General features: G+C 51.6%; 18 protein-coding genes. 15 read left to right on the top strand and 3 right to left on the bottom strand.

Annotated elements, in window-relative coordinates; translation table 11 throughout:
- Nucleotides 1-8 precede the first annotated feature (8 nt).
- The 4 genes from OMQ46_RS09190 to OMQ46_RS09175 all read left to right on the top strand — a co-directional run bounded on the left by OMQ46_RS09190 (nucleotide 9) and on the right by OMQ46_RS09175 (nucleotide 4,494).
- A complete protein-coding gene (locus tag OMQ46_RS09190) occupies nucleotides 9-845 on the top strand; it encodes a heme/hemin ABC transporter substrate-binding protein (RefSeq protein WP_266236457.1) in 837 nt (278 codons plus the stop codon).
- Between the two features lie 61 nt (nucleotides 846-906).
- Nucleotides 907-1,905: a FecCD family ABC transporter permease gene (locus OMQ46_RS09185; protein ID WP_266236456.1), complete on the top strand. Its 999-nt coding sequence runs from the start codon at nucleotides 907-909 to the stop codon at nucleotides 1,903-1,905.
- 2 nt (nucleotides 1,906-1,907) lie between these two features.
- A complete protein-coding gene (locus tag OMQ46_RS09180; RefSeq protein ID WP_266236455.1) occupies nucleotides 1,908-2,675 on the top strand; it encodes a heme ABC transporter ATP-binding protein in 768 nt (255 codons plus the stop codon).
- A gap of 34 nt (nucleotides 2,676-2,709) precedes the next feature.
- Nucleotides 2,710-4,494, top strand: a complete 1,785-nt coding sequence (locus OMQ46_RS09175; protein ID WP_266236454.1) for an ABC transporter ATP-binding protein — start codon at nucleotides 2,710-2,712, stop codon at nucleotides 4,492-4,494.
- A gap of 237 nt (nucleotides 4,495-4,731) precedes the next feature.
- On the opposite strand, the gene ilvD is transcribed toward OMQ46_RS09175, so the two are convergent.
- Entirely contained in the window at nucleotides 4,732-6,585 is a 1,854-nt protein-coding gene (gene ilvD, locus OMQ46_RS09170) for a dihydroxy-acid dehydratase (RefSeq protein WP_266236453.1), read from the bottom strand.
- A 129-nt stretch (nucleotides 6,586-6,714) separates the two neighbouring features.
- Between ilvD and argA the strand changes: the two genes are divergently transcribed.
- Nucleotides 6,715-8,016 (top strand): amino-acid N-acetyltransferase, encoded by a 1,302-nt coding sequence (gene argA, locus OMQ46_RS09165; RefSeq protein ID WP_266236452.1) that lies wholly within the window; start codon nucleotides 6,715-6,717, stop codon nucleotides 8,014-8,016.
- On the opposite strand, the gene OMQ46_RS09160 is transcribed toward argA, so the two are convergent.
- Nucleotides 8,013-8,528 carry an RNA pyrophosphohydrolase gene (locus OMQ46_RS09160; RefSeq protein ID WP_266236451.1) on the bottom strand — a complete coding sequence of 172 codons (516 nt, stop codon included), beginning with the start codon at nucleotides 8,526-8,528 and terminating at the stop codon, nucleotides 8,013-8,015. The two genes, argA and OMQ46_RS09160, sit on opposite strands and share 4 nt — an antisense overlap.
- A gap of 151 nt (nucleotides 8,529-8,679) precedes the next feature.
- Between OMQ46_RS09160 and OMQ46_RS09155 the strand changes: the two genes are divergently transcribed.
- The 3 genes from OMQ46_RS09155 to OMQ46_RS09145 all read left to right on the top strand — a co-directional run bounded on the left by OMQ46_RS09155 (nucleotide 8,680) and on the right by OMQ46_RS09145 (nucleotide 12,210).
- Complete coding sequence (locus tag OMQ46_RS09155; RefSeq protein ID WP_266236450.1) at nucleotides 8,680-9,333, top strand: HAD family hydrolase; 654 nt, start codon at nucleotides 8,680-8,682, stop codon at nucleotides 9,331-9,333.
- A 79-nt stretch (nucleotides 9,334-9,412) separates the two neighbouring features.
- Complete coding sequence (gatB, locus tag OMQ46_RS09150; RefSeq protein ID WP_266236449.1) at nucleotides 9,413-10,855, top strand: Asp-tRNA(Asn)/Glu-tRNA(Gln) amidotransferase subunit GatB; 1,443 nt, start codon at nucleotides 9,413-9,415, stop codon at nucleotides 10,853-10,855.
- 212 nt (nucleotides 10,856-11,067) lie between these two features.
- Nucleotides 11,068-12,210, top strand: coding sequence for an FIST signal transduction protein (locus OMQ46_RS09145; protein ID WP_266236448.1), 1,143 nt, complete (start codon nucleotides 11,068-11,070; stop codon nucleotides 12,208-12,210).
- Here the strand turns inward: OMQ46_RS09145 and gshA are convergent.
- Nucleotides 12,207-13,481: a glutamate--cysteine ligase gene (gene gshA / locus OMQ46_RS09140; RefSeq protein WP_266236447.1), complete on the bottom strand. Its 1,275-nt coding sequence runs from the start codon at nucleotides 13,479-13,481 to the stop codon at nucleotides 12,207-12,209. The genes OMQ46_RS09145 and gshA overlap by 4 nt on opposite strands.
- A gap of 239 nt (nucleotides 13,482-13,720) precedes the next feature.
- Here gshA and pilG point away from each other — a divergent pair, with 239 nt between their 5' ends.
- The 7 genes from pilG to OMQ46_RS09105 all read left to right on the top strand — a co-directional run bounded on the left by pilG (nucleotide 13,721) and on the right by OMQ46_RS09105 (nucleotide 24,808).
- Complete coding sequence (gene pilG, locus OMQ46_RS09135; protein WP_416234834.1) at nucleotides 13,721-14,131, top strand: twitching motility response regulator PilG; 411 nt, start codon at nucleotides 13,721-13,723, stop codon at nucleotides 14,129-14,131.
- Nucleotides 14,132-14,134: 3 nt separating this feature from the next.
- Complete coding sequence (gene pilH, locus OMQ46_RS09130) at nucleotides 14,135-14,500, top strand: twitching motility response regulator PilH (protein WP_266236445.1); 366 nt, start codon at nucleotides 14,135-14,137, stop codon at nucleotides 14,498-14,500.
- A gap of 2 nt (nucleotides 14,501-14,502) precedes the next feature.
- Nucleotides 14,503-15,051, top strand: coding sequence for a chemotaxis protein CheW (locus OMQ46_RS09125; protein ID WP_266236444.1), 549 nt, complete (start codon nucleotides 14,503-14,505; stop codon nucleotides 15,049-15,051).
- Nucleotides 15,052-15,075: 24 nt separating this feature from the next.
- Complete coding sequence (locus OMQ46_RS09120) at nucleotides 15,076-16,341, top strand: methyl-accepting chemotaxis protein (RefSeq protein ID WP_323135152.1); 1,266 nt, start codon at nucleotides 15,076-15,078, stop codon at nucleotides 16,339-16,341.
- Nucleotides 16,342-16,368: 27 nt separating this feature from the next.
- On the top strand, nucleotides 16,369-22,302 hold the full coding sequence (locus OMQ46_RS09115; RefSeq protein ID WP_266236443.1) for an Hpt domain-containing protein: 5,934 nt from the start codon (nucleotides 16,369-16,371) through the stop codon (nucleotides 22,300-22,302).
- Between the two features lie 14 nt (nucleotides 22,303-22,316).
- The gene (locus tag OMQ46_RS09110; RefSeq protein WP_266236442.1) at nucleotides 22,317-22,784 is read left to right on the top strand and encodes a chemotaxis protein CheW; all 468 of its coding nucleotides are present in this window, start codon (nucleotides 22,317-22,319) and stop codon (nucleotides 22,782-22,784) included.
- Nucleotides 22,785-22,861: 77 nt separating this feature from the next.
- Nucleotides 22,862-24,808, top strand: a complete 1,947-nt coding sequence (locus OMQ46_RS09105) for a transglycosylase SLT domain-containing protein (protein WP_266236441.1) — start codon at nucleotides 22,862-22,864, stop codon at nucleotides 24,806-24,808.

The raw sequence follows: 24,808 nt of genomic DNA, 5'->3' as shown, positions 1-24,808 counted from the left end.
AGTTCTTAATGTCAGTACCTGGCCCAGCGCTGTTTTTTATTGTTTTAATTTTGTTGACGCCCTTGCGTTTACACGCTGAAACGCTAACCCAGCGTATTGTGACTGTTGACAGTAATGCCACTGAAATTCTGATTGCATTAGGGTTGGGGCAGAAAATTGTTGCTGCAGATGTCACCAGCCAGTCACTACTCTCATCAGATGTCCCCAACCTCGGCTATCATCGCGCCCTGTCTGCGGAGGGTATTCTTGATAACAATCCCGACTGGGTTGTTGGCAGCGATCACATGGGCCCGGAAGAGACACTGAGTCTGTTGAAAAAAGCCCCGCTACGATTAGTTCAACTGAACAGCCCAAAAAATTTGACTGAATTGAAGGCCAATATCACAGCCTTAGGTCAGTTATTAGGCCGGGAACAGGAAGCGACTTCACTCGTCACCCGTGTTGATCAACTTGGCAAACAACTCTCCGCCGTCGGCGATAAACAGCAAAATATTATTTTTCTGCTGGACTTGGGTGATCGTGGATTATCTCAGGCTGGTAGTGGTACAACGGCTGACGCACTGATAACACTGCTTGGCGGCCATAATCTGGGTCAATTCAGTGGCTACAAATCAGTCTCAGTGGAAGCGTTGCTGTCGATTAGCCCGGATGTCATTTTGCTTGGACAAAGATCCGACAGCGAGGCAGATATTGAGCGAATCCTGCAGCGCCAGCCACTGCTGATTAACACGCCCGCGGGTCGAAAAGACAATATTATCGGTGTCAATGCCGGCAAACTGATTGCAGGTATCAGCCTTGGCGCATTAGACGAAGCACTGGCGATCAGTGAACAACTGACCCCTTGAACTGAAAGACCATCTTGTGGCTGCTTCTGAGCGTTTTCCTATCTGGCTGGCCTGGTCATGCATGTCCACAGTATTAGTTCTCGGCTGCTGGCTATCATTGACCTCCGGGCCCATGCAACTGAGTGCAGTCGATACCATGCTGACACTGTGGGACAGTCTCTCGGGATCGAGCATCAGCCCGCTTGCCGAATATCAACAACTGGTGATTACCGATATCCGCTGGCCACGCACGTTGCTGGCCATGTTTGTGGGCGCCATTCTGGCAATATGTGGTGCAGTCACTCAGGGACTATTCCGCAACCCGCTTGCTGATCCGGGGATTATTGGTGTTTCATCAGGAGCGGGACTGGGCGCAGCCGTTGCGATTGTCATTTTGCCAGTGACACTGGCCACCATAATTACACCCGTAGCAGCATTTGCCGGTGGTTTAGTGACGACCCTATTAGTGTACCGATTGGCGCAATCGCAGCTGGGCTCAACCTCTGTTTTGATTCTTTTATTGGCAGGTGTGGCCGTTGCCGCTTTCAGTGGTGCCGTAGTTGGATTTTTAACGTTTATTGCTAACGATCAGGCATTGAGAGACCTCACTCTCTGGGGCATGGGTTCACTCAATGGAGCGACCGTGCCAATGCTCTGGCTCACGGCTTTAACCAGCCTGTCGCTACTGCTGTTTTATCAGCGTCAAGCGGTCGCTCTCAATGCCCTCTTATTGGGAGAAGCCGAAGCAGAACACCTGGGTATTGATACCGAAAAACTTAAACGACGTCTGATCATCGTGACCGCCGCAGGCGTCGGCGTGGCCGTATCAGCTTCAGGCATCATTGGCTTTGTCAGTCTTGTGATTCCGCATTTAGTTCGCATGACCCTGGGCCCCGATCATCGTCAGTTACTGCCACTCTCCGCGTTGACAGGTGCCGCATTGCTGCTGATGGCTGATATTGGTGCCAGGGTGTGGATGGCTCCCGCCGAATTACCTGTAGGCTTGGTGACCGCGCTGTTGGGTGCACCATTTTTTGTATTCCTGCTGCTTCAGCAGCGACAAAGGCTGAGCACCCTGTAGGCATGAGTATGCTGATTATCGATCAACTACAAGTTTATCGCCGTGGTGTAGCGGTTCTCTCAATCAGCCATGCTGAGCTGCAAGCGGGTGAAGTCATTGCCGTTTTGGGTCCTAACGGTGCAGGAAAATCGAGCCTGCTCAAAGCAATTTCCAGCCAATGGCTTGCTGATAGCGGCAGCATCCATTTGCATGATAAAGCTTTGCAAGAATGGCCACGTCGTGAACGGGCCCGGCATGTCGGCGTGTTACCCCAGAGCAGTGAACTGTCTTTTCCTTTCAGGGCTCAGGAAGTTGTCGCAATAGGTGCCACGCCCTTATCCCTCGATAGCTCACAAATCAGGGAACAGTCGTTACACTGGATGCAAATCACTGACACACTGCCCTTTGCGGACCGGATCTATACCAGTCTCTCAGGCGGGGAAAGACAGAGAGTGCAGCTGGCACGGATCTTATTGCAACTCTCAAGCGCGGAAAAACCGCCACTACTTTTACTCGATGAGCCCACATCAGCCCAAGACCTGGGTCAGCAACATCATTTGCTGCAACTTATCCGTCAACTCAGCCAGCAACAGAACACCGGCGTCATCATGATACTGCATGATCTTAACCAGGCAATTCGCTACGCTGACAAGATCTGGCTGCTCAAAGAAGGTAAAATGATTGCTTCAGGTGCCCCTGAGACTATTTTACAACCGGATAGGATTGAACAGACTTGGGGCTATTGCCCGGAGCTTTTGAGCAGTAAAGACGGTCATCAGGTTTTAATCTGACAACCCTGCATGGCTTCTGACTTGACGAACGCTGATGACAACGAATACAAATTACGACCTAAAAGGCATATTAAAGCAGGCTCTCGGCTATAAAAAGCACTTGGTCAAAGCCAATCTGCTGGCTATTCTGGCAACTGTGTGTGCGGTGCCGGTGCCACTGCTGTTGCCACTCATGGTGGATGAAGTCCTGCTGGATGAGCCTGGCCCAACAGTCGGTTTCATCGAGCAATTTACACCGGAACAGTGGCATGGGCCGGTGCTGTTTATTACCGCGGTGTTGCTTTTCACCCTGATTCTGCGTGTGTTGTCACTGATTCTCAACGTCGCACAGTCACGTTATTTCACACTGATTGCCAAACGCATCACCTTCCGCATCCGCCATAAACTGATCAAACGCCTTGGCCGTATCGCTATCAGTGAATACGAAACCCGCGGCAGCGCTGGGATTGCCTCTCACTTTGTGACCGACATTGAGGTTATCGACAATTTTATCGGCAACACCATCAGCCGTTTTATTGTGGCAGTGCTCAGCATTTTCGGTACGGCCATTATTCTGCTATTTCTGCATTGGCAACTGGCTTTGTTAATCCTGTTTATGAACCCACTGGTCATTTATTTCACCATGGTGGTAGGCAAGCATGTCAAAGCCCTCAAGAAAAAAGAAAATTCAGCTTTTGAGATTTTTCAGCAGAGCCTGACCGAGACCCTGGATGCCGTACAGCAGATCCGCACCGCCAACCGTGAAAAACACTATCTGCGCCGGGTGATTGATAATGCCCGCGATGTGCGTCAGCATGCCTCCGAGTTTGCCTGGAAAAGTGATGCTGCCAATCGGTTTTCCTTCGTGATCTTCCTGTTTGGTTTTGATGTCTTCCGTGCTGTCAGCATGTTTATGGTGGTCTTTTCCGATCTGTCCATCGGTCAGATGTTTGCGGTATTCGGCTACCTCTGGTTCATGATGAGTCCGGTACAGGAGATCCTGAATATCCAGTATTCCTTCTATGCCGCTGGTGCCGCAGTGGGTCGACTGAATAGCCTGTTCTCAATGCGGGAAGAGGAACGCTATCCCGATAAAATCAATCCCTTTGTGCCGGGTCAGGCCAGCAGTATCCGGATTGAGGATCTGCACTTCAAATATGACGACAACAACAAAGTGCTCAACGGCGTCTCACTCAATATCAAAGCCGGTGAAAAAGTGGCGCTGGTCGGTGCCAGTGGTGCCGGTAAATCAACGCTGGTCAATGTCCTGCTGGGCTTGTATCCGGCTGACAAAGGCATGGTCTACTTCAACGATGTTGCAGTCAGTGATATCGGCCTGGAAACCGTGCGCGAACATGTTGCAACCGTTCTGCAGGCACCTGCACTCTTCAACGACAGCGTGCGTCAGAACATCACCATGGGCCGTAATTATTCTGATGAAGCGGTATGGGAAGCAATAAAGATAGCCCAACTGGAAGATGTTATTGTTGCCATGCCCAAGAAGCTTGACACCATTATCGGTCGCGCGGGGGTCAAACTTTCCGGGGGCCAGCGGCAACGTCTGGCGATTGCCAGGATGGCATTGATCAACCCTTGTGTGGTGGTGTTGGACGAGGCGACATCGGCGCTCGACAGCGAAACCGAATACCACCTGCATATGGCACTGGAGCAGTATCTACAGGACCGTACGACCATCATTATCGCTCACCGTCTCAGTGCAGTCCGCCAGGCCGATCGCGTCGTGGTGTTTGATGGCGGCGACATTATCGCCGAAGGTTCACATGACTCTCTGATTCAGCAGGATGGCCTCTATCAGAAACTCTACGCTCAACAGGTTTGAATTTTTGGATTTGATTGAACCACAGAGGACACAGAGATAGTTGGTATTGTCTGAGCCACGATGTGTGCTGCTGTATCTCTGTCCACAGATTACGCCGATTTTTCCAGTGAGACTTTCGAATCTGTGCTAATCAGCGAAATCTGCGGATAACTCTGTCAAAAGTATAGCCGAAGCCCGCGCATTCCCTGCTATTAATCTCTGTGTCTTCTGTGCCTCTGTGATGACTCACTCACAAACTCAGCGACGCTTGAGCTGCTCGACATCTCTCACAGCACCTTTGGCCGCCGAGGTGGTCAGTGCTGCATAAGCCTGCAGTGCGAGGCTGACGGTGCGTTCACGCGCTACCGGTTTCCAGGCATTTTCACCACGGGCTTCCATCTTGGCACGGCGATGAGCCAGCTCTTCATCGGTGAGATCCACATTGATTTTACGGTTCGGAATATCGATAAGGATCATATCGCCCTCTTCCACCAGACCGATATTGCCACCTTCCGCCGCTTCCGGCGAAGCGTGACCAATTGACAGGCCCGAAGTACCGCCGGAAAAACGACCATCGGTCAGCAAGGCACAGGCTTTCCCCAAACCTTTGGACTTGAGGTAACTGGTCGGATACAGCATTTCCTGCATGCCTGGACCGCCTTTGGGGCCTTCGTAGCGGATCAGAACGACATCCCCTTCTTTAATCGCGCCACCGAGAATACCGGCAACCGCAGCGTCCTGAGACTCGAAAATTCTGGCAGGACCGGAGAAAGTCAGGATTGACTCATCAACACCGGCAGTTTTGACGATGCAGCCGTCTTCAGCCAGATTGCCGTACAGAACCGCAAGACCACCATCCTGACTATAGGCATGTTCGACATCACGGATACAGCCGTTTTCACGATCCAGATCCAGTTCCGGCCAGCGGCAATCCTGGCTAAAGGCAACCTGAGTGGGGATGCCTGCCGGGCCGGCAAGATAACGCAGTAAAGCCGGTTCGTGCTGGGTCCGCTTCACATCCCACTGAGCCAGACCGTCGGCCATGGTTTTGCTATGAACCGTCGGCACATCGGTATGCAACAGTCCGCCCGCCGCCAGCTCACCCAGAATAGACACCACCCCACCGGCACGGTGCACATCTTCCATATGATACTTATTGGTTGCCGGGGCGACTTTACATAGATTCGGAATCTTGCGTGACATCCGATCGATATCGGCCATGCTGAAATCCACCTCGGCTTCATGGGCTGCCGCAAGCAGGTGCAAAACGGTATTCGTTGAGCCGCCCATCGCGATATCGAGGGCTATCGCATTTTCAAATGCGGACTTGCTGGCGATCGCACGCGGCAATACATCGTCCTCATCGTTTTCGTAATAGCGCTTGGCCAGGTCAACAATGCGGCGTCCAGCTTCCAGGAACAGCGCTTCACGATCGGCATGGGTCGCCAGTAGCGAACCATTACCCGGCAGCGACAGGCCCAACGCTTCGGTCAGACAGTTCATTGAGTTGGCAGTGAACATGCCGGAGCAGGAACCGCAGGTCGGGCAGGCGCTACGTTCGACCTGGGCGACATCTTCGTCACTGACCTTATCATCGGCCGCCTGCACCATGGCATCAACCAGATCCAGTTTGACGTCTTTACCCGCCAGCTTGGTTTTACCGGCCTCCATCGGACCGCCGGAGACAAAAATCACCGGAATATTGAGACGCATCGCCGCCATCAACATACCCGGCGTGATCTTATCGCAGTTGGAAATACACACCAGCGCATCGGCACAGTGGGCATTAACCATGTATTCCACCGAGTCGGCGATAATGTCACGTGATGGCAGACTGTAAAGCATGCCACTGTGGCCCATGGCGATACCGTCATCCACCGCAATGGTGTTGAACTCTTTGGCGACACCGCCGACGCTTTCGATTTCGCGGGCGACCAGTTGCCCCAGATCTTTCAGATGAACATGGCCCGGTACAAACTGCGTAAATGAGTTGGCAATGGCGATAATCGGTTTGTTGAAATCATCGTCTTTCATTCCCGTCGCCCGCCATAAAGCACGGGCACCCGCCATATTGCGGCCGGCAGTGGACGTTTTAGAACGATATTGAGGCATGCTGAACACTCCAAAAATCTGAAATCCAACGCGAAATGCTATGATCGCGCCTTGTTGCTAGTATCAGTTAATCGACAAATTTTACACGACACTTGGCAAGCGTGCCGAGTCTGCGATAAAAAGAAGCTTATGAACGACGCGCAACCCAATAATAACCATCAGAACCTGGCGACCACGACCAGTTGGTTTCGTACGGCTGCGCCCTATATCCACGCCCACCGCGGTGCCACATTTGTTATTGCTTTTGATGGAGAGACCATTGACAGCGACGGCTTCGATCCGCTGCTGCATGATATCGCCATTCTCAGCAGCCTGGGCATCAAACTGGTGCTGGCTTATGGCGCGCGTCCACAAATAGAGGCCCAGTGCGAGCAGCAAAACATCAATGTGCACTACCACCGGGGCTTACGTGTCACCGACGATACCAGCCTCAAGATCGCCAAGGCCGTGATTGGCAAGCTGCGTCTGGATATTGAGTCCAAACTGTCTTTTGGTCTGCCGCATACCCCGATGGCTGACGCCCGCATCCGCTGCACCAGCGGCAACCTGGTCACAGCCCGTCCTGCAGGGATCATCGATGGCATCGATCTGGGCCATACCGGCGAAGTGCGCCGTGTTGATGTTGATGGCATCAACCAGCAACTGGAACTCGGCAATATCGTACTGCTACCCCCACTGGGATTTTCATTAACTGGTGAAGTCTTCAATCTATCCTCGGAAGCCATTGCGACTGCGGTCGCAGTATCTTTGCATGCTGACAAACTGATTTTTATCGGCTCAAGTAATCGTGACTTACCGAGAGAAATGATGCTGAGTCAAGCTCGGAACAATCTAGATGCACACCCATCATTATCAGCCGCAGTCAAAGCCTGTGAGTCCGGGGTTCGTCGCGTGCATCTGTTAGACAGAGCCCAGGATGGTGCTTTGCTGCAGGAGCTGTTCAGCCGTGATGGTGCCGGCACGCTGCTGTCTGCGACTTCGTTTGAGACAACCCGCCAGGCCAGTATTGAAGATGTCGGCGGCATTCTGGAATTACTGCAGCCACTCGAGGCCAACGGCACCCTGGTGAAACGTTCAAGGGAGTTGCTGGAGCGCGAAATTGGTCATTTCACGGTGATGGAACGTGATGGCACCGTCGTCGCCTGTGCCGCGTTATATCCTTATCCTGAAAATAAGATGGCGGAACTGGCTTGTCTGGCGGTGTCCGGCAGTTATCAAAGCAAGGGCAGAGGTAAACAGCTACTGGACTCCCTGGAACAAAGCGCATTGCACGCCGGCATTGAATCGCTCTATGTACTCACCACACAGACTGCGCACTGGTTTCTCGAGCATGGTTTTAAACCCGCTGAGATTGGTGATCTGCCGGTGGCTAAACAGGCTCTTTACAATTATCAGCGTAATTCGCGGGTCTTTCGCAAACGCCTGGCCTAGCCGCCCGTTTTCTGCCCGCGATTGGCACGACGTCGATATTCCGGGAACAGAATCGGTGCGAACTCATGCAGGGCTCGCTCGTACACCCGACGCTTGAAAAACACAATTTCTTCCACCGGGGTCCAATAATCAACCCAGCGCCAGTCATCAAATTCCGGTTTTTCATGCAGGTCAAGACGGACATCGTCTTCATCACCGGTAAAACGCATCAAAAACCAGCGTTGCTTCTGGCCGATACAGAGCGGTTTATTGCCATAACGAAGATAACGCTTGGGCAAACGATAGCGCAGCCAGCCACGGGTTGCAGCGAGCAGTTCAACATGTTCCGGTGACAAACCGACTTCCTCCATCAGTTCACGGTAAGCCGCCTGTTCCGGCGTTTCATGCGCTTTTATGCCACCCTGAGGAAACTGCCATGAATCATGTTGCGCACGCTGTGCCCACAGCACCTGGTTGTCTTCATTGCAGAGTATGATCCCCACATTAGGCCTGAAGCCATCTTTATCAATCACGACGAAAGTCTCTGACTGGCTGAGCCTTTAGTTTAACTCAGCAGGTTAATCTCAATTACAGCTTAGATTAGTAAAAGCACCGTCAGGTTGCAACGCATTTTGGCTTACAATAGAGACTCATTTGCTTCAAAACGGAGACAGGTTACTCATTATGGCGTTGGCAATTTTTGATTTGGATAACACCCTGCTGGGTGGCGACAGCGACTTTTTGTGGGGGCGTTATCTTTGCGAGAACGGTATCGTCGACGAAGCGGCTTATCGCCGTGCCAACGAACATTATTACCAGCAGTATCTGGAGGGCAGTCTGGATATCTACGAATTCCTGGAATTCGTGTTTAAACCGCTGGCCAGTCACGATATGCAGACCCTGGAAGGCTGGCGTGAAGCTTATCTGGAACAGAAGATCAAACCCATCCTGCAGCCTGCAGCTGAGGCGCTGGTAGACAAACATCGCAAGCAGGGCGATACCTTGCTGATCATCACAGCAACCAACAGCTTTCTTACCACCCCGATTGCGCAGATGATGGGCATTGACAACCTGATCGCCACTGACCCTGAAATCGTCAACGGTCGTTTCAGCGGCCGTGTTGCCGGTCAGCCTTCATTTCAGCACGGAAAGGTCGAGCGTTTGCGCCAATGGCTTCAAAGCCGTGAGGAAGAACTGAATGACAGCATTTTTTACAGTGACTCGCATAATGATCTGCCCCTGCTGGAACTGGTGGATACGCCAGTAGCGGTCGACCCCGATCCGAAACTGCAGGCAGTCGCCCAACAACGCGGCTGGCAAATTCTGAGCCTCAGATGATGCAGAATTAGAGGCAGCGCCCGTTGCGGTTTATTGTTACAATTTATCGTTTTTTAATACTGATAATCAGGCCTTCAATATGGAATGGGAAGTTGTAATAGGGCTGGAAATTCATACCCAGCTTGCCACCAAAAGCAAGATTTTCTCGGGTGCGCCCACTGCTTACGGTGCCGCCCCTAACACCCAGGCTTGCGCCGTTGACCTCGGCCTGCCGGGCGTATTACCGGTACTCAATGAGCAAGCAGTGACTATGGCGATTAAATTCGGTCTGGCGGTCGATGCCGAGATTGCTGATCGCTCCGTGTTCGCCCGCAAAAATTACTTCTACCCCGACCTGCCCAAAGGCTACCAAATCAGTCAGTATGAACTACCCGTTGTCGGCAAGGGGTCAATCAGCATTGAGCTGGAAGACGGCACTGAAAAAGTCATCGGCATCACCCGTGCCCATCTGGAAGAAGATGCCGGTAAATCCCTGCATGAAGATTTTCATGGCGAAACCGGTATCGATCTGAACCGGGCGGGGACACCGTTGCTGGAAATTGTCTCTGAACCGGATATGCGCAGTGCCAAAGAAGCCGTGGCCTATATGAAAAAAATTCATTCATTGGTGCGGTACCTGGAGATCTGTGACGGCAACATGCAGGAAGGCTCTTTCCGCTGCGATGCCAATGTGTCGATTCGCCCCAAAGGCCAGGAAAAATTCGGCACCCGTACTGAACTTAAAAACATCAACTCATTCCGCAACGTTGAACGTGCCATCAATTATGAGATTGAACGCCAGATCGATGTGCTGGAAGGCGGCGGTGAGGTTATTCAGGAAACCCGTCTTTACGACGCTGATAAAAATGAAACCCGCTCCATGCGTAGCAAGGAAGAAGCGAATGACTACCGCTATTTCCCCGATCCTGACCTGTTACCATTAGTCGTCGACAAAGCACTTATCGACGCTGTCCGCGCTACATTGCCGGAACTACCAAATGAAAAACGGGATCGCTTTGTCAATGAACTGGGTCTATCGATGTACGATGCCTCAGTGCTGACCAGCAGTCGTGACCTTGCCGATTATTACGAATCCGTATTGAAAGCAACTGGCGGTAAAGACCCCAAACAATGTGCCAACTGGGTCATTGTTGAACTCTCCGGCGCCCTTAACAAAGCGGGTCTCGATATCACTGAATCACCGGTCAGTGCTGAACAACTGGCGGGTGTACTGCAACGCATTGCTGACAACACCATCTCCGGAAAAATAGCGAAAAGCGTCTTCGAGGCTTTATGGAAAGGCGAAGGTAAAGATGCTGATGCCATTATCGAAGCTCAAGGCCTGAAACAAGTAACAGACACCGGTGCCATTGAAAGTATGATCGATGAGGTACTGGCTAATAACCCGGATCAGGTACAACAATACCGCGACGGTAAGGAGCAGTTATTGGGTTATTTTGTAGGGCAGGTGATGAAAACATCCAAAGGTAAAGCAAACCCTGCTCAGGTTAATGAAATCCTGAAGAAAAAACTGGCAGGGTAATACCGATCAGGTTGAGATACAGCACAAGCCGCAGAAATAATTGCGGCTTTTTGCTTTTTTAGCACATGATATTTTGTGAACTTTTTCACATTTTTGATGGCGGACTATTTCCCCATCCGGATTGAACTGATGTAGTATCAATCGTTGGTTTAATAACGCTACTTGTTCCGGCGCAGGATGCGTCGCCTATACGGAGCCAGATTCGCTTACTCATGAAGTTTGAACAGGAACACCTCCCCGCCAAGACAGGCATTAACAAACTGCCTTCCTCCTCACCTTTGCCGGATGCAAACTGGGTCTTGGTTTTCGGTTCAGTAAATCGGTTTAATGAACGCGGATTTGCCAAAAACCTGAGAAAACGTTACCCCGACGCACAAATCATCGGCTGCACCACCTCAGGTGAAATCACCGGTGATGGCGTTTATGACGATAGCATTCATATCACTGCCATGAAATGGGAGCGGAGTACACTGCGCTTCATTTCCAAGCCGGTAAACAGCATGGAACAATCCCATGCACTGGGTGCTCAGATCGCCGGTGAGCTGAAAATGGATGATCTTAAGGGCGTTTTCGTACTCAGCGACGGTCTTAATGTGAATGGCTCCGAACTGGTGGAAGGCCTGCAGGAAGTCCTGCCTAACATTCCGATCACTGGCGGACTGGCGGGAGATGACGCCAAGTTCGCTAAAACGTTGCTGATCAATAACGATAAAATTCAAGATCGCGTTGTGATTGCGGTCGGCATCTATGGGGAAGATGCCATTGTCACCAGTGGTGCACTGGGTGGCTGGAAACCTTATGGCCCACCCCGCCAGATCACCCGTTCCAATAAAAATGTAGTCTACGAACTCGACAACAAGCCCGCCCTGCCGCTTTATAAGATGTATATCGGCTATTACGCCAATGAACTGCCCGCTTCGGGACTCAACTTTCCTTTTGCCATCATGGATGAGAAAAATGTCAACGTTATCCGTACTTTGCTGTCAGTGAATGAGAAAGATAACAGCCTGACTTTTGCCGGCAATATTGATCAGGGCGCCACGGTGCGGTTTCTCAAATCCGATCATGACAGCCTGGTAATGGGGGCCAGTGAAGCGGCACGTCAGATTCTGCAGAAAGACGTCAATATCAACGACAAGGCTTTGGCTATCTGCGTCAGTTGTGTCGGCCGTAAGCTGGTGATGGAAGCCCAGGTTGCAGATGAAGTGTTTGCCGTTCAACGTTTGCTGGGTATGCAGACCGGCATTACCGGTTTCTACTCCAATGGTGAAATCTGCTCCGGGGAAGATGATAGCCACAGTCAGTTACATAACCAGACAATGACTATCGCCTACCTCAGTGAGCACAACGCTTAGGCCAGTTCTCTTGCGGCGGCCAGCAGCGCCAGCCGGGCAATAACCCCATAGGCATAAAAGCGGTTGGGCTCGGAGTCCGGCTGTTCATTCTGATCCGGGGTAATACAGGACTGAGCAAAGGCCAGTGGCTCAAAGTGCATACCCGGCGCATTGAGGTTCTCATCTGCACCGCGGCCAGTGTGTACTCGGTAGAAACCGCCGATAACGAAGTGATCCATCATGTAAATAACCGGTTCCGCCACGGCCTGTTCATCCCCCAGCGTTTCAAAGGTGTAGACCCCTTCCTGTACCAGCACATTATCAACCACCAGTCCCTCTTTGGCTGATGACATTTTATTGCGCTGTTTACGGTTGAGATTATAGATGTCATCAGGACTTTTTACCGTCATGATACCCATGCCATAAGTCCCGGAATCGGCTTTAACGACGACAAAGGGATCCCGGTCTATATTATATTCACGATATTTACTGCGAATCGACATCAGCAAGTTATCAATATTTCGCGCCAGGCATTCCAGCCCGGCTTTCTCCTTAAAATTCACCTCGCCACATTGCAGGGTCAATGGCGAAATCAGCCAGGGGTCAATATCAATCTGCTGAGCGAATTCCTTGGCCACATTACTGTAATGACTGAAGTGATGGGACTTTTTACGTGTCGACCAGCCGGCATGAAGCGGGGGCATAATTTCCTGTTCCAGTCCTTCCAGAATCGCCGGCCGTCCTGCTGAGAGATCGTTATTCAACAACACAAGACAAGGAGAAAAATCATCCACTGCCACCCTGTTGCCTTTTCTGACCAGGGGTTCCAGCAGACATTGCTTACCGGAGGGAAGATCCACCGTCACAGGCTCGGTAATATCATCCCGCAGGCTCCCAATTCGGGCCTCCAGCCCAGCTTTCTGAAAAATGTCTCGCAGCGTTTCCAGGCTTTCCAGATAGAACAGGTTACGGGTATGGTTTTCCGCCACGATTAACACCCGTTTAGCGGTCGGACATGCTCGCTCCACGGCTGACTGGGCAGCCTGAATCGACAATGGAATAAACGACGCGTTGAGATTATTAAAACCGGCTGGAAACAGATTTGTATCCACTGGCGCCAGTTTGAAACCGGCATTTCGCAGGTCGACGGAAGCATAAAACGGTGACGGTGTTTTCAGCCATTGTTCGCGCAGCCAGGTTTCGACTTGGGTCTGTTTCTCAAGCAGATGAGACTCCAGCTGCAGCAGTGGGCCGTTGAGGGCAGTGATCAGGTGCGGAACGCCAGTGGTCATAATCTATCTCGCTGTTGAGGGATGGCAGGTTGCTTCATAAGCACTGTCTATACTGTGAGATGGGACACAGTTTGCATTTTTCAAGTGATACATACTCGTTGGTCGTTTAAATTCAGGCCATGGCGCGACGAAAACAGGCTGTTTTACATCACTAGCCTGCGGACTAAAAATCGGTTATCTTCGTTCCTCAGGGCTTAACCAAGAACTAGAATGACGACTTTATCAGGTAATGCATGACCGTGAGCGAGAACCAATCTGAATTTTCCGGCCTGAAGGTCATGGTGATTGATGACAGCAACACCATTCGTCGAACAGCAGAAACCTTATTAAAAAAAGCAGGCTGTGATGTATTGACGGCAGACAATGGTTTTGAAGCTTTGCCGATCATCAGCGCCAATCATCCTGATATTCTGTTTATTGATATTATGATGCCTCGCCTGGATGGATACCAGACCTGCGCTTTGGTGAAAAACAATCCCAAGTTCAGGGACATTCCCGTCATCATGCTTTCCAGTAAGGATGGTCTGTTTGATCGGGCAAAAGGACGTGTCGTCGGTGCAGAGCAGTATCTCACCAAACCGTTCACCAGAGATGATCTGCTGGGAGCCATCCGTAAACATTCGCTTGAAAAACACCAGGACGCTGAATAGCTTATGGCACGGATTCTAATAGCTGATGACTCACCCACGGAAGTCTACGTTTTACAGAAAATGCTGGAAAAAAACGGCCATGAGGTGCTGGTTGCCGAAGATGGCGAGCAGGCTGTGGCTCAAAGCCTCCAGCACCAGCCTGATCTGATACTCATGGATGTGGTCATGCCCAATCTGAATGGTTTTCAGGCCACCCGTAAACTGACTAAAGACCCAGAGACAAGCCACATTCCGGTCGTGATTGTGTCATCCAAAAATCAAGAAACAGACAAAATGTGGGGGCTGCGCCAGGGCGCCCGGGGTTATCTCGGTAAACCGGTGACTGAGCAGGACTTAATGCAGCAAATTAACGCGCTGTTGGGGCAGTGATCATGGCTGTATTACAGACGCCTGAAGACATCATCTCATTGCTGCATGACATGGAGCGTCGCAGCAGACAGAGAGCGGCGGGGCTGGGTCAGCAGGACCCGGCAGGACAAAGCTGGACGGCTATCGCTTTTCGTATCGGCTCACGCCATTTTGTCACCCCGCTGAATGAGACACGTGAGGTTTTTCCAGTACCTGAACAAATAACGCCGGTACCGAAGTCCCAACGCTGGGTTTTCGGTATCGTCAATCTCCGTGGTGAATTGCTGCCGGTTTTTGATCTCAATCAGTTTCTGCATGACAAAGCATTCAAACTGAATAAACGCAGCCGGATTATTGTAATTAATGACAGCGACACTATCAGTGGCGTGGCAGTGGATGAGGTATTCGGACTGAAACATTTTCAGCAGCAGCCTGCCCCCCTCCCCGCAGCAGAAACCACTGAACTCGCCCCGTATCTGACCGGGATGATTCACCAGCAGGAGATCGACTGGCAGGTGTTCAGTTTCAGGCATCTGATCAGTGACCCCCGTTTTCTCAATGCCGCCGCCTAACCATTGATATCAGGATTAAGGTTTATGACATCCACCAGCAAGCTCTTTTTCTCTTCCCTGATGCGCAGACAAAACTGGCTCAATCTGTTTTTTGTGATCGTCTTCAGTGTCGTCACCCTCGGCGGCTTGTGGCTGATAGCCAGTGGCCAGTATCAGGCTTATTACGACAATATCCTGCATCTCAGTATTGCGGTGGCGGTGGCCTTTGTATTGACGCTTGTCGCAGTGGTCAGACTCAGTTTCCCGTCAATCCGGTCACTGAAGACCGCAATGGACGAAATGGAATTGCAGAATCGCCACAACCAGGATGCCATCCTGCGGCTACTGGATGAGATGGGTGACCTGGCTGACGGTGACCTGACTGTCAGTGCCACCGTGACTGAAGATATTACCGGCGCGATTGCCGATTCGGTGAACTACACCATCGACGCCCTCCGCAGCCTGGTTGAACAGATCAACTCAACCACGCTGCAGGTGGCTTCCGCCGCGCAGGAAACCCAGGCCACTGCTTTGCACCTGACTGACGCCAGTGAACATCAGGCTCAACAGATTACTGAAGTCAGCTCGGCCATCACCCAGATGGCCGGTTCGATCGAACAGGTATCGGAAAATGCCAGTCAGTCCTCCGAAGTAGCGAAACAATCGGTATCGCTGGCGGTACAGGGTAATACTGCGGTTAAGAAAGCGATTCGGGGCATGGATACGATTCGCGAGCAGATTCAGGAAACCTCAAAACGAATTAAACGTCTGGGCGAGAGTTCGCAGCAGATCGGTGACATTGTCGAACTGATCAACGACATCGCCGAGCAAACCAATATTCTGTCTCTGAATGCTGCCATCCAGGCTGCGATGGCGGGTGAAGCCGGTCGCGGTTTTGCCGTGGTGGCGGACGAGGTTCAGCGCCTGGCTGAACGTTCCAGTAATGCGACCCGTCAGATCGATGCGCTGGTAAAAACCATTCAGAGCGATACCAGTGAAGCCATCGCCTCCATGGAGCAGAGCACCTCCGAAGTCGTCTCCGGTGCCAAACTGTCACAGGATGCCGGCACCTCACTGGAACAGATTGAAGCGGTTTCTCAGCAACTTGCCGAGCTTATCAATAACATCACCGCCAATGCCAAGCAGCAGGCCACAGCGGCTGTCAGTACCTCTGAAAATATGAACGTGATTCAGGAAATCACCATGCAGACCTCAACAGGCACAAATGAGAGTGCCGCTGCAATCGGCCGTCTGCTGGATCTTACCAATGAACTGCGTAAGTCGGTTTCCGGCTTTAAACTGCCACAGTAAAGTGACAAGGCGGGGGCACCAGCGACCATGGCTCAATTAATCAAAGGCAACTACAACGCTTTGATGTGGCTGCAAACGGAACTGCAGCAGTCACTGACACATGCCTTGAATGCCATGAATAACTTCATCGATGGTGAGGGGGACACCAAGACACTGTCCGACTGTATTGAAGCTTTGTACCAGGTCAAAGGGACGCTCGATATGGTGAATATCAGTGGTGCCGGGATGCTTGCTGATGAAATGCAGCACACCGTGATGGCCCTGCGTGATAACAAAGTGAGCAATAAGAGTCAGGCTGAAGACTCGCTGGTTCGTTCTTTGTTACTACTACCCAACTATCTCAAGTTACTGAGTGATGATTTTGAGGATCATCCCCTGTCCCTGCTCGATAGCATTAATGACCTTCGTCAAGCCCGCGGTGCGTCAGCCATAACTGAAGACTCGCTGTTCAAGCCGCTGCTGACTCAGCCACTCCCCGACAGTATTGCACCCAGCCCAAACCGGAGACTGCCTGAAATTGCGATAGAAAAGCATAAGCTGGGACATGCATTCCAAGTTATGCTGCTGAACTGGCTGCGAAAACAGGATGCAGAAAGTCTGAGGAACATGCGCGGCGTCGTTCACTATCTCCGCCTGGCCTGTCGGGAAGAAAAAACCACCTTACTCTGGTGGGCTGCCGAAGCACTTATTGAAGCCATTGAACATCAGGGACTGCAGTCTGACGCAGCGGTGAAGCAGTTACTGGGTAAACTGGTCGCACCGATAAAAACACAGTCTGAGCAGAATGAAGCGGCGTTGTTAGCGCAATTTCCAACCGATCTGGTCAATCTTCTGTTGCGCTCTGTCGCCCATGCAAACAGTCACGGTCCACAGGTCACGTTACTCAAGACCACTTTCCATCTGCATTTCTTTGACCAGAAGCAGAAAATCTATGGCATGAGCGACAATGCACTTGGCGATGCTCATCTGGCCTTACTGGAACAGTTGGACGATCTGAAAATCCAAATCAATCAACAGCAATCAGATCAAACAACCGACCATAGTCACCTCGACATGATTCTGCAGCAACTGCAGAGCATGACAGATACGCTGGCTTTGCTCGCTGAGTATGAGGCCAGCAACCTGCTTCATCATCAGGCGGAACAAATTCAGGCTTTGCTGGATGGGGGGCGTCAAGCTGACGAGATGATGTTGTCAGACATGGCGGATGCACTGTTGCAGGTCGAACAATTCCTGCAGTCCTCCACTCAGGCGGATATCAGCGATAAGCTGCGTGAAACAGTCATCAACGAATGCCTGCTGGAAATGGCCAATATCAAAGAAACCTTAACCTTGATGAGCCAAGCCCAGCGACACCCGGATGAGTTGGGAGAAACAGCGCGCCAGTTGCAACTGATCATCAGCAGTCTGGAAATGCTCAACTATCCCGAGGCTGCCCAAATACTTCGACGGGCTGGAGACAAGATTGATCAGCAAAGTGAGAGCCGCGAAGCCTTCACACCCGCACAGTTAGACCAGCTTGCCGAGATTCTGGCCTGCTGTGATATGTATATGGAAGGGATTCGTCATCATGGCTATGCTGAAAACAATTATCTTGATGATGCTGTAGAAAAGCTCGCCAACTTTGATCAGGCTGAATGGGATCAAGGTAGCTCTGTTCTCCCTGCCGAGGCACCTGCAACAGAAACAGACCCGTCACTGCAGGAGATGGATTCCTTACTTGCTGATGAAGACAGCTCCCTGCTGTTTGACAGTGAACCCGCTGATGATGTCCCTGCAGACGATTTGACAGAAAATAAAACGGCGTTATCAGAGCCGGCCTCATGGCAATTAGCTGACGGAATTGATCCTGAAATCGCTGAAGTTTTTGTTGAAGAAGCAAGAGAAGTACTGGCTGAGTTGGACACATTGATGCCTCAGTGGCTCGAGCATGATGACCCCGAGGTACTCAGTGATATCCGTCGACATTTCCACACCCTCAAGGGCAGTGGACGCATGGCTGGTGCCACGGTTATCGGTGAACTGGCATGGTCTGTAGAACAAGTATTGAACCATGTTCTGGATGGCACACGGCCGGAAACGGCTGAGGTAAAGCATCTGACCTCAGAGGCTCAGCAAATCATCCCGGCATTGCTCGAACGTTTCACCCGTGGTGATAACACGCTGCCCACAGAAGTCGAAGCGCTGCATACACTCAAAGACCGTTGTCTGGCCAATAAAATCACTGAACCAGTCAGTACGGGAGACGAGACCACCATCTCCCATCAAGATGAACACCTTTCCTGGCCAGAAACGGCTGCTGAAGAAATTGAACTTATCGACCAGGAAGAAGAACTCGTCATTATCGAACCAGACACGGATCCAACCCTGGTCGAGTTTGATCTCTCCAACTACCAGCAGACGGCGGAAACAGATAAGGAACACAAAAAACCCGACCGCTTCCACATTGAAACTGAGGTTCTCACCAGTGTAGAGCGATATATTCGATCACAAGCGAAGTCCGCTGATTCACAAACAACGCAGTATAAAACGCTCACAGGTGTTGAAAGCTATATTCAGCGCCTGCAACCGGAAACCGGCGTCGCGCGCTATTTGCGCCAACAAAAAGATGATGAGAAACCAGGTCCTGCTCCGGCGCCATCGTCGGCAAAACCATTCACTGCGGCATTCAAACCACTGACCTCTGTCGACCGCTACCTGATTAACCAGGCAAAACAAGGCTCAGCAAGCAGCGTGGATCGTTATCTCGCGATGCAGGATGCACATCTGGAGGCAGATACAGTAGCCCAGCAGGAAGACCATGAGTTGCTGCAAATTTTCGCTGCTGAAGCAGCACAACATATCCTGACCCTGCGCCAGGGACTCGAAGATATCGTTTTTTCCCGTCAAATCACCAAACCCATTCTAAGAGCCGTGCACTCCCTGAAAGGGTGCGCCAACATTGCCGGCATCAAGCCAATGGGCATCACTGCCAGTGAGCTGGATAGTGTCATGAAACAACTCCATGCTCAGGACGCGGTGCTTGACGGTGAGCAACTGCAGAATTTGAGTTTCATTGTCGAACAGTTGGATCAACTGCTGCTCAGTATCACTGAAGACCAGCCTGAACCCGACATTCGCGCCTTGTCAGCCGCTGTCAGTGAGCTCAAACCCAGCGACGAGTCCACCGCTGCCAGTCCGATCATTGATCCGGAATTTCTCGTGGTCTTCCTAGAGGAAACCGACGAGTTACTGGATGCCTACACCAGACAATTAGCGCACTGGCAGCAACAACCTGATGATCAGGACAATCTGAGGGCCCTGGATAAGACCCTCTATGACCTGGAGCAGTCAGCGCAACAAGCAGAGCAACAGCATATTGCTCGGGTTTATGCCGCTCTTTCACGGTTGATTAAGCAACAGCACCCCCAGGCGGATGGTCTCAACAACCTGCTTGAGCTGGGTTATGAGCAGTTAAATCAACATATTGAGAACCTGATTCAGAACAAACCAGACACTTCTGATTTCGACTTTTCTGCCCGTGTAGACAACTATCTTGCAGCCCAGTCAACACCACGACACACCCTGTCGGAAATGGATGTCGACGAAAATGACTTTGTCATTCCCGCAGATGTGGACCCTGAACTACTGGACGCCTTCAGTGAAGAAGCCGCTGAATTACTGACCTCCAGTGGCCAGGCCATCAAAGCCTGGCATCTGAATCATGACAGTGCGGTAGATCCGCTTCAGTTACAGCGGGATCTGCACACCCTGAAGGGGGGCGCACGACTCACTGGTATTACACCGATGGCTGATCTGACCCATCAGATGGAAGCCCTGGTGATCGCCGTCACTGACCACAAAGTCGCCGCCGATGAAGACTTCTTTGATTTGCTGCAACGTTGCCAGGACAAACTCAGTGAAATGCAGGAGCAACTGGCTCAGGGCTTATCACTGCAAACCGCCCTGTCACTGATAAAAGAAATCAGCTGGCGCACTGAAGGTGCTGTTCTGGATATTGATGACAGACCGTTACCGGAACCGGAAAAAGTCTCAAGCGCTACAGTGGTTCCTGAGCCACCTACAATGGCGCCTGAACTAGACTCATCGGTGGCGAAACCAGCATCTCAGCATGTGGAACAGGTTCGCGTGCGTGCCGATTTACTTGATTACCTGACTAACTTTGCCGGTGAAGTCAGTATCTCCCGTGACCGGGTCACCCAGCAGCATACCGCCATGCGCCAGCAATTACAGGAGATGGAAGAAACCGTCACCCGGCTGCATGATCAATTGCGCAAACTGGAGATTGAAACTGAAACCCAGATCCTGTTTCGTTATGAAGATGAGCGCCTGAAACAGGATTCAGACTTCGACCCACTGGAACTCGACCGTTTTTCAATGATCCAGCAACTATCCCGAGGCCTGACTGAGAGTGTCATCGATTTGAATGACATCAGCCGCTCGATGGATATGCTGGTTAAAGAAACCGATGCCATTTTATTACAACAGTCTCGCTTGAATGCCGACCTGCAGGCAGGTTTGATGGCTACACGGCTGTTACCTTTCAGTGCCGTCGCTCCCAGACTGGAGCGTATTGTCAGACAGACTGCGACTGAACTCGATAAAAAAGCCGACCTCATCATACGGGGTGCGGAACTGGAGATAGACAGGACCATTCTGGATCGACTGGTTGCCCCGCTGGAGCACATATTACGTAATGCCATCGCCCATGGTATTGAGGCTACCGGTGTTCGCCTCGCTAACGGTAAACCTGAGCATGGCCGATTAGAGATTGTGATCAACCGCGAGGGCTCAGAAATGGTTATCACCGTCGTCGATGACGGCCAGGGCGTGGATGTAGACAGAGTTCGTCAGAAGGCGCTGGAATCAGACCTTATCAATGATGACGACAGTCTGTCTGACGATGAACTCATCCAGCTGATTCTGACCTCCGGTTTCAGCACGGCAGATAATATCTCCCAGTTGTCCGGCCGTGGCGTTGGCATGGATGTGGTCAGTAACGAAATTCGGGGGCTCAAAGGCCGTCTTGGTATCCAGTCCCAGCGAGGCAAAGGCACAGAGTTTGTGATTCGGCTACCGCTGACGCTGTCAGTCATCCAGGCATTGCTGGTGAAAGTGCAGGACGAACAATATGCCGTGCCCTTGGGCAGCGTTAACGCCGGTGAACGGATTAGTGTCCGTGACATTAAGCTGATGCTGGGCACGCATGATCCCAAATACAGTTTCCAGGGCGAGCAGTACGACTTCATTCCACTTGCCTCTCTGCTGGACAAGCCTTTGAGCTTGCCTGCGAATCTCAAGCATCAGTTACCGCTGTTGTTGTTCCGCTCAGGGGAGATAAGGGTTGCTCTCCTGGTGGATAGTATTCTCAGTAACCGCGAAATCGTCATTAAATCTGTGGGCCGCCAGCTTGGAACTATTTCTGCGCTCAATGGCGCAACGATTCTGGGTGATGGCCGGGTCGTGTTCATTCTTGATATTCCGGCCTTGATTGAAAACGCCAGGGAGCTGCACCTCGACAATAATGATGCCGTTAACCTTGAGCGTGAATTAGCGCAAATTCAGGAGCAGGCGCCAATGGCGATGGTGGTTGACGACTCCATCACGATGCGCAAAGCCACCGGTAACCTGCTGAAACGGCTTGGCTTTGAAGTTCTCACCGCACGTGATGGCGTCGATGCGCTATCGCAATTGCATGAACAAAAACCGGATATCATTCTGCTGGATGTCGAAATGCCGCGGATGGATGGCTTTGAGTTCGCATCGATCGTCCGGAATGATGCGCAGTTCCGTCATCTACCGATTATCATGATCACTTCCCGCACCGGTCAGAAACATCGTGAGCGAGCCTTGCAGATTGGTGTTAATGCCTACCTGGGCAAGCCCTACCAGGAAGAAGAACTGGTCAGCCAGATGCAGACACTGCTGGGGCAGCAGCGTTTTCCCGGACCGCATAAGTAACCGCAGGGGCAGATATGACCGCACAACCAGAACAAGCACAGTTCGTTCACTGCATGTTAATTCCACTTCAACAGCACTATCTGCTACTGCCCAACAGCAGCATTTCGGAAGTGATACCCCGCACCGGCATCGTACAGGAACTAGCCGGCGACGCTAGCTGGCTAAGCTTTATTGACTGGCAGCAGCAGCGGCTGCCCCTGGTCTACCTGGAAACGCTATTGACCGATGGTGTTGAAACACAATCTGCCGGTAACAAACTCTGCATCATCAATGGCATCAATCCGGATGCCGACATTGAATTTTATGCCATTCCCTGCTCAGGCTCTCCGCAATTGATAACCCTTAACCAGGCAGCGTTGCATCTGACGCAGGATAGTAATAATTCACCCTATCTGCATTGTCAGATCAAAATCAGTAACAAAGTGGCACTGATTCCCAACCTCGATCAAATTGAGGCCAGTATCCGCGATCAGCAAGGCTGACTCGGTCTGCAAATTTCTCCGTGATTTGTGATCAGATCCTGCTGCTTTTTACCCGGATCATGGTTTAAGATAGCGGCATGCGATGGACTAAAACACTGTGGTTTTATCTTGCCTTTCTGGCACTGTCACCGATTGCTATGGCGGACAGCCAGGCACAGTTGGAAAAACAGCGTCAAACCTTCCAATTCGCACTGAAAGCGCTGCAGACAAATCAGGTTTCACTATTCCGACAATTCCACGAGCAGCTGGATGGCTATCCCCTGCAGGGCTATCTGCAATATCTGTATCTCCGGCACCGGCTGGAGCAGGTTTCAATAGAAGAAATAGAGACTTTTCTGGCGCAGGAAAAAGACAGCTTTTATGCAGAACGTCTGAGAGCTTTCTGGCTGGACCGACTCGCTAAACAACAACGCTGGCAGCGTTACCTGCAGTTTTATCAGGCGCCGCAATCAGCGGAACGTGAGTGCTACCGGCTACAGGCCCTGCTGGCAACCGGTCAGACAGAGAAGGCCTTCGAACTGACACCAGCGATGTGGCTGGTTCCCCATTCTCAGCACAAAGCCTGTGACCCGGTATTTTCCCGTTGGCAACAGGCTGGCTTATTGAGTGAAGACCTGCGCCACCAGCGCTTTATGCTGGCGCTGCGTGATAATCAGTTTTCCATTGCCAATTACCTGGCCCGCACAGGACCTCAGGCAAACAGAGAACTGGCCTGGGTAGCGCGCTGGAAAACCATCCACAACAATCCTATTGAATTACTCAGACAATTACCGGCGACAGCCCCGGCTGATAATACTGTCAGTCTGGCCCGAGATGAGGCGCTGTCACGCGAGATTATTGTTCATGGTCTGACCCGACTGGCGCGGCGTTCGCCTGAAAAGGCCTTCGAACAGTGGCAGCAACTACGCGATCATTATCAGTTCAGCCAGCAGGACCAGATTGAAGTACGCCGAGCTATCGGGACCTGGGCTGCTCTGAACCGTGATGACAGAGCACTGATTTACTTCGGTAATATCCCTGGCGGTGAATGGCAGGCCCGCGCAGCCATCTGGCAGCAGGACTGGCGCGCAGCGATTAAAGCTATCAAGCAGATGAATATTGACGAACAGGCTTCTACGCGCTGGCAGTACTGGCTGGGCCGCAGTCAGGCAGGCCTGGGCCAGAAGGACGCGGCCAGCGAAACTTTTGCTGCCATTGTCGGCCAGCGTGACTATTATTCTTTCCTGGCTTCCGATGAACTGGCAAAACCCTATGCTATGAATCATCGGCCAATCGCGGTCTCAGCAGCGATTCTTCAAGATTTCCGGCAACAACCGTCAGTCCAGCGTCTGCATGAGTTTTATCTGCAGGACATGATGCTGGAGGCGCGTCGGGAAGCCTATTATCAATCTCAGCGCCGGAGCGATGCCGAATTACAGATGCTGGCAACGATCACCCACGAGTGGGGCTGGCACAACCAGACCATTGCGCTGCTGGGAAAAGCGCAATACTGGGATGCACTGGACCTGCGCTTCCCGGTCATTTTCGACAAAGCCATTAATCAGGCTGGACAAAACACGGGGCTGGATCCTTCCTGGCTTCTGGCGATTGCCCGTCAGGAGAGTGCCTTCAACCCCACGGCCCGCTCCCATGCCGGTGCATTGGGTCTGATGCAACTGATGCCGGACACCGGACGACTTATTTCCAAGCTGATCAACCGGCCGTTGAAGCAACTGGAAGAACTCTATCATCCGGAACGTAACATTGAACTCGGCAGTGCCTATCTCAAACGTATGCTGGATGAAAATCAGCGTAACCCCGTGCTTGCTACTGCCGCCTACAATGCAGGTCCACATCGGGTCAGTCGCTGGTTGCCTTCTGAACGCCTGGATGCCACTATCTGGGCAGAGAATATTCCGTTCAACGAGACCCGTCACTACGTTCAGACAGTGATGAGTTACGCAGCCATTTTTGATAACCAGAGAAACCAGGCCATTAAACCGTTGTCAGAACGTATGCCTGCAATTAAACCTAAAACACCTTAG

This window comes from Methylophaga sp. OBS1, from assembly GCF_026319365.1.
Note: the sequence above shows the minus strand (reverse complement) of the source record. Positions and strands in the feature narration are given on the sequence as shown.

Bases quoted from the DNA above. Each gene is read 5' to 3' on its own strand.
- ilvD (WP_266236453.1), bottom strand. From the start codon at position 6,585: ATGCCTCAATATCGTTCTAAAACGTCCACTGCCGGCCGCAATATGGCG.
- OMQ46_RS09110 (WP_266236442.1), top strand. From the start codon at position 22,317: ATGACCGCACAACCAGAACAAGCACAGTTCGTTCACTGCATGTTAATT.
- OMQ46_RS09180 (WP_266236455.1), top strand. From the start codon at position 1,908: ATGAGTATGCTGATTATCGATCAACTACAAGTTTATCGCCGTGGTGTA.
- OMQ46_RS09145 (WP_266236448.1), top strand. From the start codon at position 11,068: ATGAAGTTTGAACAGGAACACCTCCCCGCCAAGACAGGCATTAACAAA.
- OMQ46_RS09125 (WP_266236444.1), top strand. From the start codon at position 14,503: ATGGCTGTATTACAGACGCCTGAAGACATCATCTCATTGCTGCATGAC.
- OMQ46_RS09155 (WP_266236450.1), top strand. From the start codon at position 8,680: ATGGCGTTGGCAATTTTTGATTTGGATAACACCCTGCTGGGTGGCGAC.
- OMQ46_RS09115 (WP_266236443.1), top strand. From the start codon at position 16,369: ATGGCTCAATTAATCAAAGGCAACTACAACGCTTTGATGTGGCTGCAA.
- OMQ46_RS09105 (WP_266236441.1), top strand. From the start codon at position 22,862: ATGCGATGGACTAAAACACTGTGGTTTTATCTTGCCTTTCTGGCACTG.
- gshA (WP_266236447.1), bottom strand. From the start codon at position 13,481: ATGACCACTGGCGTTCCGCACCTGATCACTGCCCTCAACGGCCCACTG.
- argA (WP_266236452.1), top strand. From the start codon at position 6,715: ATGAACGACGCGCAACCCAATAATAACCATCAGAACCTGGCGACCACG.
- OMQ46_RS09190 (WP_266236457.1), top strand. From the start codon at position 9: ATGTCAGTACCTGGCCCAGCGCTGTTTTTTATTGTTTTAATTTTGTTG.
- OMQ46_RS09120 (WP_323135152.1), top strand. From the start codon at position 15,076: ATGACATCCACCAGCAAGCTCTTTTTCTCTTCCCTGATGCGCAGACAA.
- OMQ46_RS09175 (WP_266236454.1), top strand. From the start codon at position 2,710: ATGACAACGAATACAAATTACGACCTAAAAGGCATATTAAAGCAGGCT.
- pilH (WP_266236445.1), top strand. From the start codon at position 14,135: ATGGCACGGATTCTAATAGCTGATGACTCACCCACGGAAGTCTACGTT.
- OMQ46_RS09185 (WP_266236456.1), top strand. From the start codon at position 907: ATGTCCACAGTATTAGTTCTCGGCTGCTGGCTATCATTGACCTCCGGG.
- gatB (WP_266236449.1), top strand. From the start codon at position 9,413: ATGGAATGGGAAGTTGTAATAGGGCTGGAAATTCATACCCAGCTTGCC.